Raw genomic sequence first — 13373 nt, 5'->3', positions numbered from 1 at the left:
GTCGCAATCAGACAGCAGACCGCCCTCTACGATGCGATTATTGCAGGCCCGCTTTCGGGACTAGGAATCAGCATGGCCAGTCGAAATACCGCTACGCGCGCCAACGCGCCTTCCCCCACTTCCGTTTTTGCGGACACCAGCGGCATGTCGCCGCAAATGCGAAAGCTGGGAAACCAGATCGCACTTGCCGCGGCTACCGATGCAAGCGTGTTCATTATCGGCGAAAGTGGGGCCGGCAAGGAAATCGTTGCCCGCGCCATCCACGAGGCGAGCGATCGCCGCGATCAACCCTTCGTCGCCGTCAATTGCGGCGCGATCAGCGGATCGCTGGCGCACGCCGAGTTGTTCGGCCATGAGAAAGGCAGCTTCACGGGCGCTGTGTCGCAAAATGCCGGGTACTTCGAGTACGCAAGCGGCGGCACCCTCTTTCTGGATGAAGTGACGGAAATGCCGCCGGACATGCAGGTGCATTTTCTGCGCGTGCTTGAAGTGGGCACGTATCAGCGCGTGGGCGGCACGGATCTGCTGCGCGCCAATGTGCGCGTCATCTGCGCCAGCAACCGGGACCCGGCCGCCTCGGTGGCGGATGGCCGCCTGCGCCAGGACTTCCTGCACCGTCTGCTGGTGATCCCGCTGCGCGTGCCGCCGCTGCGCGAGCGCGGCGACGACGCCCTGCTGCTGGCGCATCAATTCCTGGATACGCTCAATGCGCAGCACGGCACGCAAAAGACGTTTTCGCCGGCCATGCTCGAGGCGATCAAGGCGCACGACTGGCCGGGCAACGTGCGCGAATTGCGCAACGTGGTCCAGCGCGCGTACATCATGGCCGATAGTCAGCTGGACGCCGACTTGGCGACGCGCAACCGCGGACCCAACCAGGCACAGGTTCGCGACGGTTCGCTGAACTTTCCGGTGGGCATGCCGCTGGGCCGCGCCCAACGCGAATTCATCCTCGCCACGCTAGCCCACCATGCGGGCGACAAACGACTGGCCGCCGAGACGCTCGGGGTCAGTCTGAAAACCCTCTACAACCGGCTGGATGTCTATGAGAAGGACGAGCCCGAAAAGGCTGCCTGAGCAGTTCTTACCACCGGGTTTGTAATACTGGCTCAGCATGCCGCGTTCCCGGGGCGCCTTCGCCCCCGTGAACGAGGCTGGCACGATCTTTGCGTATAGAAGGAGAATGAGCCGCCTTCCGGCGGCTGCCCCTTCAGGAGACTCGATTGGGCCACCCCATGCAAGAACTTCGCCTGCGCCAGCAAATGACGCTCGCGCCGCGTCTGCAACAGTCCGTCAAGCTGCTTCAGATGTCGGCGCTTGAATTCACGACCGCCGTGCAGCATGCACTGGCTTCAAACCCTTTTCTCGAAGATCCCGACGATTCGGAGCCCGAGTCGGCGGCCCCAGCCGCGCCTGGCGTGCGCGGCGAGACGGCGGACATGGAAGGACAGCCCGCGCCGGAACCCGTTGCGGCCTCAGATAGCCCGGACGGTGACGAGCCCCCGCCCGACGCGCCCGCCTATTCCGGCGACTACCCCACCCACACGTCCTCGGGCGGCGACAGCGATCTGGGCCAATGGGCCTGCGCCAACGTGTCGATGCGCGATCGCCTGTCCTTCGAACTGGGCAACTATCACCTGCAGCCGCGTGATCGCCTGCTAGCGGAGTTCATCATCGACGCGCTGGACGACGATGGCTACCTGCGCACCCCGCTGTCCGCGCTTTGCACCGCCGCGGACGAGGACATCAGCCCGCTTCCGGAGGAATCCGAATGGATGGCGGCGCTGCGCCTGGTGCAGCAGCTGGACGCCCCCGGCATTGCCGCGCGCGACTTGCGCGAGTGCCTGATCCTGCAACTTGCCGCGCTGCCGGACGAAGACGACGACGCGCGCGCACTGGCCCAGAAAATCGTCCAGGAACATCTGGAGCGGCTGGGCAAGAACGATTACGTCGGTCTGCGCCGCGCGCTGGGATGTGGCGATGACGCCCTGCGCGACGCCTGCGCGCTGATCCGCCGTCTGGACCCCAAGCCCGGCGGCCGTTACAGCGGAGACGCGCCGGTGTACGTGGTGCCGGATGTCTTCGTGGACAAATGGCAGGGTCGCTGGCGCGTGCTGCCCAATCGCAGCGCCATGCCGCGCGCGCGGTTGCACAGCGCCTATGCGGATCTCTTTCGCCGCGCCCGCCTGGACGACCGCAGCCCCATGGCGCAGGAACTCCAGGAAGCGCGTTGGCTGGTGCGCAATGTGGAACAGCGCTACACCACGATCCAGCGCGTGGCCGAGGCCATCGTGAAGCGCCAGCAGATGTTCTTTGAATATGGCGAAGTGGCGCTGCGCCCGCTCATGCTGCGCGAAGTGGCGGACGACCTGAATATGCACGAGTCCACCGTCTCGCGCGCGACCGTGAGCAAGTACATGACCACGCCGCGCGGCGTTTTCGAATTTCGCCACTTCTTCTCGCGTGAACTGGCCACGGAGTCGGGCGGATCGTGTTCCGCGGCCGCAGTGCGTGCGCTCATCAAGGAAATGGTGGACGCCGAAGACCCTGCAATGCCCCTGTCCGACGTGGCACTGACGCAGCAACTGGCCTCCAACGGCATCCTGCTGGCCCGCCGCACTGTGTCGAAGTACCGCGGCCAATTGCGCGTGCCGCCCGCCGAGCTGCGCCGCCAGCACTGATCCGCCCTGCGGCCATAAAAAAAGGCTTCCTTGCGGAAGCCTTTTTGTTGGGCTGCTTACTTGCTGCCGCCCGTGTTCGGATATCCCGGAGGAGGCGTAGCGCCAGCGGCCGGGGTCTTCGGCACGTTGTCATTGGCCTCACGCTTGCGATTGGGCATTTCCGACCCATGCTTGTCCGACTTCATGTGACCGCTCTTGTCCAGGTTCGGCGGCGTCGTGCCCGTATTGGGCGCGGCGTTCGGGGCGGGGGGAATCTGGCCCGGGGGCACCTTGGTATTGGGCGGCACGGCAGCCCCGTCGTTCGGCGTCGTGGACGGCGAAGTCGGGGGGGTGCTGCGGCCCGTCGTCTGGGCATAGGCACCGCCAGCGGTGGCAACGCCGGCAATCAAAGCAAACGCGCAGGTCATGGCACGGTATTTCATAGCGTAGCTCCTTCCTTGGTTGAAATGCACCGACCTAGTCGCAAGCCCCGTGCCTGACCCCCTGCCCGCCTTCTCCCCTACAGGTAGTCCTCCATGCGGGGCATTTTTTACCTGCGTTTGAACACTTGACCCTCAGCGTGCCCGTTGCGGCCCCGCGCTTTCCTCCAGCATCCGCTGCACGCGCTCGCCCAGCGCATCCAGCGAGAACGGCTTGACGATGAGTTCCATGCCTTCTTCCAGAAACCCGCCCGCGCTGGCCGCGCTTTCGGCGTAACCCGTCATGAGCAGAACCCGCAGACCGGGATGCGCGACGCGCGCGGCGTCGGCCAATTGGCGGCCGTTCAAATTGGGCAGGCCCACATCGGTCACCAGCAGGCTCAGGTTGCGCGTGGCGGTCACCAGCTCAAGGCCGGCCTCGCCATCGCCGGCCGTCAACACATGCAGCCCCATGTCCACGAGCGACTCCCGCACCATTTCCCGCACGTTCATATCGTCTTCCACGACGATAACGAAGGCCTGGCCCGCCGACGCCGCCTTCGCGCCCGTCGCCCGCGGCGTTTCGGCCGCCATCTCCGGCACGCCTTGATGACGCGGCAGATAGAGGCGAACCGACGTGCCGACGCCCTCGGCGCTTTCCAGCACAGCACTGCCGCCCGCCTGCTTGGCAAAACCGTAGGTCATCGACAGACCCAGACCCGTGCCCTCGCCGAGCGGCTTGGTCGTGAAGAACGGATCGAAGGCGTGCGCCAGCACGTCGGGCGACATGCCGCATCCCACGTCCGACACCGTGACCTCGACGAACGCGCCGGGATTTACACCCGGGTTCTGGCGCAGCGACGCGGCGTCCAGGTGTGTGTTCGCCGCGGCAATGGTCAAGACGCCGCCGTTCGGCATCGAGTCGCAGGCGTTGATCACCAGGTTGAGCATTGCGTTCTCGAACTGGTTCCGGTCGCAGTTCACAGGCCACAGACCCGGCTCCAGATCGAACACCAGATTCACACGCTCGCCGGTGTAGCGATGAAACAGGTCCGTCATGGAATGCAGCGTGGCTTCCACGCTGAACGGCTTGGGGTCGATCGGCTGGCGCCGCGAGAAAGTCAGCAGCCGCTGCGTCAGATGCGCGGCCCGGTTCGCCGAATCCATGGCCACGGTGATGAAACGCTGCGCCTGTTCCGGCACGCCGGCAGTCAGCTTGCGCTGCACCAGATACAACGCGCCCGTGATCCCCTGGAGCATGTTGTTGAAATCGTGCGCGATACCGCCCGTCAAGCGTCCCACCGCTTCCATCTTCTGCGCCTGGCGCAGCGCATTCTCGGTGTCGGCCAGGGCTTCGGCCTGCGCCTTCAGGTCCGAATCGTCGCGCCCGGCCACATACAGGCTGTTCTCGGACCACGACATGCTCCATGTGATCCAGCTGTAGCCGCCTTCGCGCCGCAATACCCGGTTTTCCACGTGCCGGGCAGGTTGCGCGCCGTTCGCCTTGGTGTGCGGCGACCAGGCCGCGCGCGTCGCCTCCAGGTCATCGGGGTGGATCAGCTCTGACAGTCCCATCGACAGGAACTGGTCGGGGTTCCAGCCCAGGATGGTTTGCACGGCGGGATTCACGCTGGCAAACCTGCCGCGGCCATCGATGACCGCAAGCAGTTCGGGCGACATCCGCCAGATGCGGTCCCGCTCGGCGATGGCGTGCTCGACCCGCTGCTCCAGCATGCGCGCATACTGAGACCGCTCGACGGCATCGCACATCCGTTCGGCCACTTCCTCGATGAAGGCCAGATCCGCGGGCTTGAGCCGGCTGCTGGACAAGGGGCGGACCACCAGCGCGCCGCCCTGCCGCGCCCAGCGGCGCATCGGCACCACGATGGCCGACGGCCGGACGTCGCCGCCCTCTTGCGCCACCAGCGGCTGCAGGTAGGTGGTGCGCCCGTTGCGCACTGCCTCAAAAAAGTCGTCGCCCAATTGTTCTGTCGCCAGCGGCTCCTGGCGCGCCACGTACACGTCGGACTGCCAGGACGTGGACACGACGGGCGCCGCGCCGTCGCCGGCCCAATCCAGAACTGCCACCAGGCCCAGCGACAGGTGCTGCCCCAGCCCCGCGCAGGCGGTCTCCTCGATCGCGGCCTGAAGATGCAGTTCTCGCATGCGGTCGCCCAGCGCCAGCAGGAAATTCTTGCGATGCTGGCCTTCCCACAGCTCGGTCTCGGCGGCCTTGCGCGCGGAGACGTCCAGGAAAAGCGCCATGATCCGGTCGGGACCTTCCTTGCGCGCCCGCGCTTCGTACCACGCATCGTTGGGCGCGGGAACGGCAAATTCAAACTGGGTCGGCTCGCCCGTTTCCACGACCTGGGCGAACGTATCCAGAATCTGGCTGGGTACGCCCGGAATCATTTCACGCAGCGTATGACCCAGCGTGTCGCCTTCCCGCATGCCGCTCTGGCGTTCGAAGGCCGGGTTCACTTCAAGAAAGCGGAAGTCGGCAATGCGGCCATCCTCGCCGCGCAAGGCCTCGGCCAGGAAGAATGCCTCCTGCATGCCCTCGAACATGGCGCGCCAGCGGTCGCCGCTGCGGCGCAAGGCCACGTCGAGCAGATGCCGTTCGATGGCCAGGGCGGCGCTACGCGTGACGAGCGCAATGGCGTCGATGTCGTGTGCCGACGGCAGGCGGCTTTCGTCGTAATAGTTGGAGAACACGCCCAGCAGCCGCCCGTCCGGCGCCTTGATCGGGGTCGACCAACAGGCACGCAGGCCGTGCGCCGCCGCCACGTCGCGCCATGCGGCCCAGCGAGGATCCCGGGAAATGTCTTCCACGTAGACCGGGCAGCCCGAATGCGCCGCAGCGCCCCAGGGGCCGGCCTCGGGCCCGATCATCATCCCGCTTACCGCAGCGTTGAATTCATCCGGCAGGCTGGGCGCGGCGCCATGCTCCAGCCTGCCCCCCTTGTCGTCCACAAGCGCGATGGACGCGCGAAGTTTCACGCTCGATTGGGCCTCGATGGCGTGAAGCACATGTTCTAGCACCTGCTGGAGCGGCACGCCGGCAGCGATTCGCTCCAGCATGATGCGTTCGTCTTCAAGACGAGCTAGCGTGTCGGTCCATGGCAGGGACACGCGGTCTTGCTTGGTCAGCATGTTTCCCCCTATCGCAATACGGAATGTACGCGATAGGGACCCGCCTGGGGCAACCCTGCGTAACGCGAGGCTACCCTTCCTGGAAAAATGAGGCGGTCAGGCGGGCCCCGCCACCCCTGCCGCCGGGTCACGGCGCCCCGTGCGCCAGGCAAGGCCCGCGCTGATCGTCAGTGCGGCCGCCAGCAGGCCGCCGGCCATCGCCGCTACGCCGTGCCAACCGCCAACCGTCCAGAATTGGCCGCCCAGCGCGCCCAGGACGCTGGACCCCACGTAATAGACCAGCAGGTACAACGAGGCGGCCAGCGCCTTGTAGCCTCGTGCCAACTGACCCACCCAGCCGCTTGCGACGGCATGGGCGGCAAAAAAGCCGAACGTGAAGACCACGATGCCCGCGACCAGCACAGGCAGCGAATCCGAGAGCGTCAGCACCAGACCGGCCAGCGCAAGCCCCGACGCGGCGGACAGCATCGCGCCGCGCCCATGGCGGTCGGCCAGGCGGCCGAACCACGTGGATGCGAAGATGCCCACCAGGTAGACGACGAAGATGAAGCCGATGAAGGTCTGGCTAAGCGAGAACGGCGGGAGCAACAGCCGGAAGCCGACATAGTTGTAGACGGCCACGAAAGCGCCCATCAGCAGCCCGCCCATGGCGAACAGTGCGCACAGCGGCCCATTCTTCAAGTGCGCGCCGGCGCCGGCCCGCACGTCCGACCAGACGCCTGCCCACCCTTGGCCGCGCCGCGGCGTGAAGCGGCGCGACGCCGGCAGGAGCCACAGGAACAGCACGGCCGCGACGATGCCCAGCAGTCCCAGCGTTCCCATCGCCGCGCGCCACCCGAAGTGATCGGACACCAGGCCGGTGATCACCCGTCCCGACAGCCCGCCAAACGCGCTGCCGCTGATGTACAGCCCCATCGCAAAGCCCAGCGTGCCTGGTTCGACCTCCTCGGCCAGATAGGCCATGGCCACGGCCGGCACCCCGCCCATCGCCACCCCTTGCAAGGCGCGCAGGGCCAGCAGGCTCTGCCAGTCCGGCGCGACCGCCGCAATGGTGCCAAGAATGGCAGACGCGAACAGCGACCACGCCATGACGCGCTTGCGCGGCAGCGCGGCCGAAAACAGGCCGACAAAGAAAATGGCGATGGCCAGCAAGCCCGTGCACAGCGACAGCACCAGGCTGCTCTGCGCGGGCGAAACATGGAAAGCCTGGGTGAACAGCGGCATCAGCGGCTGCACGCAATACAACAGCGAAAACGTGGAAAAGCCGGCGGCGAAGAGCGCCCATTGGGCGCGGCGCAGACCCGGCGTGCCGCGCGCCAGATACGCCGGCGCCGATACGCCGGGGTCTGTTGCGTGACTTGCAGAAGGGGTAGACATCAGGATTCTCGAAAAACACCCGGGCAGGAGCCCGTGGAGAACAAGGTAGACATTTCCCCTGCATATGTCCAATATATGAAACCGCTCCTGTCTATATTTAAAACCGATGGAACTGCGTCACTTGCGGTATTTCACCGCCGTCGCCGAGGAACTGCACTTCACGCGCGCGGCCGCCCGCCTGGGCATCGGCCAGCCCCCGCTCAGCCAGCAGATCCAGCAATTGGAGCGCGAGATCGGCACGCCGCTCTTTCTGCGCCTGCCGCGCGGCATCGCGCTGACCGAAGCCGGCGTGCAATTTCTGGACGACGCCCGCGCCATCCTGGCCAGCGCCGACCGCGCCGTCGATATGGCCAGGCGGCTGGGGCGCGGCGAACGCGGCGCCATCACGGTCGGCTTTACCGCGTCGGCCGTCTTTCATCCCTACCTGCCCCGGGCCATCCGCGCTTTTCGCGACCGCTATCCGGACGTGCGCATCACGCTCACCGAAAGCAATACCGTCACGCTGCTGCGAGGCCTGCGCGCGGGCGACGTGGACGTGGCCTTTGTCCGCCCGCCCTATGTGCTGGACGCCGAATTCGAATCGGAGCGGGTGCTCGATGAGCCCATGCTGATCGCCCTGCCGCCGGACCATCCGCTCAGCCGGAAGCGCGCGGTCCCGATCGCCGCGCTGGCCGAGGAGGACTTCGTGCTTTATCCGCGGCCCATCGGCGCGGGCCTGTACGACGCCATCCAGTCCGCCTGCCAGCGCGCCGGCTTTGCCCCGCGCGTCATTCAGGAAGCGCCGCAGATGGCGTCGATCGTGAGCCTGGTGGCGGCTGGCGTGGGTATCTCCATCGTGCCCGCCGCGATGCGGCACATGGGCGCCCAGGGCATCGAATACCGTCCCATCAAGGGCGATGCGCCCCACGCGCTGCTGGACATGGCTTACCGCCGCCATGACCGCTCGGTAGCCGCCGAAAACGCCGTTGGTATGCTGCGCCGGCTGGCGCATCCCGAGCGGGAATGAAACCCGGGCCCGGGGGATTGCCGTATCGGCCTGTCGCGTTTGTCATTTTCTGTAAACCTGCGGCGAGGGGCTGGGACTAGACTCTCGCGCGTGCTGGCGATGCGTCCCCTGGAATCCGCGATGCCGGCCGCGCCCAACTTTTCAAAGGTGACCCCGTGAGACGTACCCTTCTGGCCCTGGCCTTTGCAACGATTCCCGGCTTCGCCGCTGCCGCCGCGCTGCCCTCCGCCATCGGCGCGGTCACGGTCTACCAGGACCGCGCGGTCGTCACCCGCGCCGCCAGCAGCGACCTGGCCGCCGGCGAACACGAACTGATCCTGGACAACCTGCCGGCCTCGCTGCAGGAAAACTCGCTGCAGGTGTCCGCCAAGAGCACCGGCCAGGCGACGCTGCTGGACGTCAAGGTCAGCGACGTCTACCAGACCGACACCGCCAACGAACGCGTGCGGTCGATCGAAGCGCAACTCGACAGATTAACTGCCCGGCAAGCCGCGCTCGACGACGAAGCCGCGGTGCTCGACAACCAGCGCGAACTCATTCTGATGATGCAGCGCGGCGCCACGGAACCGGCCAAGGACGGGGCCCGAATCACCATGGATGAACTCAAGGCGATCCAGACGCTCAGCGCCGAGTCGCTGGCCACGACGCTGGCGGGCCTGCGCCGCGTCGCCGAACAGAAAACCGCGCTGGAGCGCGAGATGACGGCGCTGCAAACCCAGCTTGGCCAGGTCCGCGGCGAGGCGGGCCGGCGCACCAAGAAGGTCGCCTTGCGCGTTGGCATGGCGCGCGCCGGCAAGCTGGACCTCGCGCTGTCGTATGCCGTGTCGGGCGCGCGGTGGACGCCCGCCTATGATGCGCGGCTGCGTCCGGCCGATCGTCAGGTGGACCTTGGCTACTTCGGTGTCATCCGCCAGAACACCGGCGAAGACTGGAACAACGTGAAGCTGACGCTGTCCACGGCCCGGCCGTCGCTGGGCGGCGGCGCGCCCACGCTGCGCCCGTGGATCATCGACGTGGCCGCCCCTCCCCCGCCGCCCCGTCCCGCCGCCGCGCCGGCCCCTGCTGCCGTCCAGGCCGAGATGCACGCCAAGCGCGCGCCGCGCGGCCGCGCGATGGAAGACAGCGCCATGTTGCCGGAGCCGCAACCCGAGGCCATCGAGCTGTCCACGGCCCAGGTCCAGAATGCGGCAACCAGCGCGTCATTCCAGATCCAGAACCCGGCAACGCTGCTGTCGGACAACACCACGCAGCGTGTTGCCATCGCCACCGCCAAGCTGCCGGCCACCTTGCAATACCAATCCACGCCCGCACTGCGCGAAACCGTCTACCTGACCGCGCAGGCCAGCAACAACACCGACTTTCCGTTCCTGGCGGGTCCGCTCAATACCTTCCTGGACGATGCGTTTGTCGCCACGGGCGCCTTGAAAGCGGTCATGCCCGGCGAAAAGCTGGAGCTGGCGCTGGGCGCGGACGAGGGCATCTCCATCAAGCGCCAGCTGGTCAACCGCTACACCGAGAGCACCGGCTTTTCGGGCAGCGGCAAGCGTGTCACCTACGAGTACAAGATCACCGTCAAGAACAACAAGTCGACCAAGGAGCAGGTGACCTTCAAGGATCACCTGCCCATCTCGCGCAACGACAAAATCGTGGTCAAGCTGCTGTCGCCCGCCGACCGCGACATCAAGCGCGAAGAGGACGGCAAGCTGGTGTGGGACTGGGAGCTGGAGCCGGGCAAGTCGCGCGAGACGGTGTTGAAGTTCTCGGTGGACTACCCGGGTGATATCGACGTGTCCGGCCTTTGACGCGCTAGCGCATCTGGAAGGCCTCCTGGTGGAACAGTTGCCGCACCGGCATGCCCCGCCGGTGCAAGCCGTCTTTCAGCGCGTCGGCAAAGCCCGTGGGACCGCAGAACCAGACACTTGGCCAGGGCGTCCCTTCCTGTTTGGCCTGCGCCAGCTCGGCAGCCGTCAAGGGCCGATGCTCGTCGCTGTAGCGCACGTCCAATTTCACGCTTGGAACGCGCGCGCACAACTGGCGCAACCGGTCGGCGAAAGGCGCATCGGCCGCATTGCGGGCGCAGTAATACAAGGTCGCGTCGGGCGCGTCCGCGGGCCGCGTCTGCAAGGCCTCAAGCCATGAAATGAAGGGCGTCACGCCGATGCCCGCGCCCACCCAGATCTGCCGGCGGCCCTCGTCCCGGCGAAAGTCGAAACAGCCGTATGGCCCTTCAATGGTCACCGCCTGCCCGGCCGCCAGGCTTTTCTGCAGGCGCCGCGTGTAATCGCCAAGCGCCTTGATCGAAAACTGCACCCTGCCCGAGCCATCATCGGCGCCCGACACCGTGAAGGGGTGCGCGCCTTCCTTGCGATCCGCGGTCAGGAAGGCGAACTGGCCGGCGCGGTGATGCCAATCGCCCTGGACACGACAGGTCACGCGCAGGATGTCATCCGACAGATGCTGCAACTCCAGCACGGTGCCCTTGTAGCGGCGCGCCCGCCCGATGCGGCCCGTCAGCGCCATGACCGCGCAGACAGATCCGACCGCGGTCGCAAGGCCAACCAGCCACCCCGCCGGCTGCGACCACCACGCGGCGGGCGTGAGCACGACGCCATGAAACGCCGCCACCAGGAAGATCACGGCGGCAATGCGATGGACCTGGCGCCACACGTGGTACGGGAACCGGCGCCACAGCGTCAACAGCACCATCGCCACCAGGATCCAGACGGCGTATTCGCCCAGATCCTTGGCCGATCCCCGGAACATGTCCAGCATGGCCGCGGCGCGGGGCGTCTTGGGAACCGGATCGAAGATGGCCAGCAGCAGCGGCTTGGCGAGTTTGATGAGGTAGTGCGCCGCCGCCAGCGCGGTGGCCAGGATGCCGCACCACTTGTGCAGCCGGTACATCTTGTCCAGGCCATCCAGCCGCTTTTCCAGCCAGACCGGCCTGACCGACAGCAGCATGATGAGCGCCATCAGCACATAAGCCGCCAAACCGGTCAGCAAAATCAGTTGGTCGCGCCACGTCCATACGTTGAAGGCGGCGGGCGGCTGCAGCCGCAAGGCGAGCGCCCAGGCCAGGACGCTGACGGCTAGGATCGTGAAAAGGATTCGGCGCATTGGCATCGCTCCCAGTAAATCGGCGGCCGTGCCGAACCGAGACAGGCCGCAGACATAATGGTAGTTTCGCTCAGCGCCGCCATTTCGCGTACCTGAGCCGTCCTTTGACGGGAATCAAGCCCATCCCGGCAAAAAATGCCGCGCCGCCCGCGCTCAATGCGCGCGGCAATACTCGATGAATTCGTCCGGGGACAACGGCATCGAAATCCCATAGCCCTGCGCCAGGTCGCATCCCAGTTCGCGAAGCAGCTGCACGTCGCGCTCCTGCTCCACCCCTTCGGCGACCACGCGCCGGCCCAGCACCCGCCCCATTTCGATCGCCGCCGCCACGACGGCACGCGAGGCAGGCTCGCGGTGCATGTGGACGATGAAGTCCCGGTCGATCTTCAGTTCGTTGAAGGGCATGGCCGAGAACAGGCGCATGGAGGCGATGCCCGCGCCAAAGTCGTCCATCGCCAGCTCGAAGCCGCGCACGCGCAACAGGTTCAGCGTGGACGACAGCGCCAGCCAGTCGGTCACGGGCTCGTCTTCGGTAAGTTCGACCTTGATCAGACGGGCCGGCAGCCCCGCCTGCCCCACCTTCTGCTCCAGCAGGCCGGGCAGGTCACGCGAGCACAGCGTGGAGGCCGACGCGTTGATCGCGATCGGCACCGCGACATCCGCGTCCTGCAGCCGGCGCAACACCTCCAGCACGCGGTCGGTGACACGGCTGAACAACATGCGGTCCATGCCCAGCCGATGCGCCGCAGGCACGAAGTCCGCCGCCGAGATCGCGCCCAACTTCGGATCCACCCAGCGCGACAACGCTTCGGCCGCCACCACACGCCCGGTCGACAGGCTGATCTGGGGTTGCAGCACCACGCTCATGTTGGTGCCCGACAGCAGCGCCTGGCTCAGCGCCGCCTCCATCACCTCGCGCCGCACGGACTTGGGTTTGTCCGGCGAGGTCGACTCGTCGTCGATGCTGCGCAGCGCATTCTTGATGGCCTGCTGCATCGCCACGCGCGACACGGGCTTTGAGAGCGCCTGCGCGGAGGGGCAACCGGCCTGCAGGGCCAACCGCACATGCGACTGAAGCAATTCGTCGCTCAGGCTGCTGATCCAGATGATCGGCGGCATGCTCTTCAAGCGCCCGGCATCCACCAGCCGCCGCAGGTCGTTGGGAAGGCGTGTGCCGTCGCCCTCGCCCATCACGATGTCGCTGATGAGCACGTCATGATATTGGCGCGTGATCGCGCCTACCGCCTCGATGCTGCTTCCCAAGCCCGCCACGCGGCGGTAGCCCAATGCCAGCAACATATTCTGCAGATAGGCGCGTTCGACGGGATGGTCTTCTACAAGAAGAATCCGTCGGGACGATCCGGCATCGGGTTTTGGCATTGCTGACCGTCCTGAACGGTGCCTACGGAAAGAAGCCGTGCGCGGCCCCCGCCTGCGCCTGCTGCTGGCCGGCAGCGCCGGCCTGCTGAGAGCGTGCATCAATGCTAAGGCATCCGCGCGAAAAGTGTCCTTATCGATAACGGGTTAATTCAGTTCGCCGCCGATAGACGTAGCCGCCGGATTATCCGCCGTCCGGCTCCATACATTGGGGCCTGTCCCCGCAAGCGGCCGTGGCGATGCCACCCATCCGCCTCCACCGTC

Annotated in this window: 9 protein-coding genes; 4 read left to right on the top strand and 5 right to left on the bottom strand. The window is 66.5% G+C overall.

The window, feature by feature from the left end; all coding sequences use genetic code 11:
• Positions 1-156 precede the first annotated feature (156 nt).
• Both H4P35_RS12920 and H4P35_RS12915 read left to right on the top strand, forming a co-directional pair.
• Positions 157-1077, top strand: coding sequence for a sigma-54-dependent Fis family transcriptional regulator (locus H4P35_RS12920; RefSeq protein ID WP_226849464.1), 921 nt, complete (start codon positions 157-159; stop codon positions 1075-1077).
• Between the two features lie 158 nt (positions 1078-1235).
• Positions 1236-2681 (top strand): RNA polymerase factor sigma-54, encoded by a 1446-nt coding sequence (locus H4P35_RS12915; RefSeq protein ID WP_226849300.1) that lies wholly within the window; start codon positions 1236-1238, stop codon positions 2679-2681.
• Between the two features lie 56 nt (positions 2682-2737).
• Here the strand turns inward: H4P35_RS12915 and H4P35_RS12910 are convergent, their stop codons facing one another.
• From H4P35_RS12910 to H4P35_RS12900, 3 genes are all read right to left on the bottom strand, one after another.
• Positions 2738-3103 carry a hypothetical protein gene (locus H4P35_RS12910; protein ID WP_152384401.1) on the bottom strand — a complete coding sequence of 122 codons (366 nt, stop codon included), beginning with the start codon at positions 3101-3103 and terminating at the stop codon, positions 2738-2740.
• A gap of 132 nt (positions 3104-3235) precedes the next feature.
• Positions 3236-6232 carry a GAF domain-containing protein gene (locus H4P35_RS12905; RefSeq protein ID WP_226849298.1) on the bottom strand — a complete coding sequence of 999 codons (2997 nt, stop codon included), beginning with the start codon at positions 6230-6232 and terminating at the stop codon, positions 3236-3238.
• Between the two features lie 96 nt (positions 6233-6328).
• Entirely contained in the window at positions 6329-7609 is a 1281-nt protein-coding gene (locus H4P35_RS12900; RefSeq protein WP_180099436.1) for an MFS transporter, read from the bottom strand.
• 106 nt (positions 7610-7715) lie between these two features.
• Here H4P35_RS12900 and H4P35_RS12895 point away from each other — a divergent pair, with 106 nt between their 5' ends.
• On the top strand, positions 7716-8615 hold the full coding sequence (locus H4P35_RS12895) for a LysR family transcriptional regulator (protein ID WP_056317651.1): 900 nt from the start codon (positions 7716-7718) through the stop codon (positions 8613-8615).
• 155 nt (positions 8616-8770) lie between these two features.
• Positions 8771-10417, top strand: coding sequence for a mucoidy inhibitor MuiA family protein (locus H4P35_RS12890; protein ID WP_226849297.1), 1647 nt, complete (start codon positions 8771-8773; stop codon positions 10415-10417).
• 4 nt (positions 10418-10421) lie between these two features.
• Here H4P35_RS12890 and H4P35_RS12885 read toward each other — a convergent pair whose 3' ends face one another.
• The gene (locus tag H4P35_RS12885) at positions 10422-11732 is read right to left on the bottom strand and encodes a ferric reductase-like transmembrane domain-containing protein (RefSeq protein WP_226849296.1); all 1311 of its coding nucleotides are present in this window, start codon (positions 11730-11732) and stop codon (positions 10422-10424) included.
• Positions 11733-11885: 153 nt separating this feature from the next.
• Entirely contained in the window at positions 11886-13112 is a 1227-nt protein-coding gene (locus tag H4P35_RS12880; protein WP_226849295.1) for an EAL domain-containing protein, read from the bottom strand.
• Positions 13113-13373: the final 261 nt, after the last annotated feature.

The organism is Achromobacter sp. 77, from assembly GCF_020541125.1.
Classification (GTDB): domain Bacteria; phylum Pseudomonadota; class Gammaproteobacteria; order Burkholderiales; family Burkholderiaceae_B; genus Achromobacter; species Achromobacter mucicolens.
This window is presented reverse-complemented; position numbering and strand designations above follow the sequence as displayed.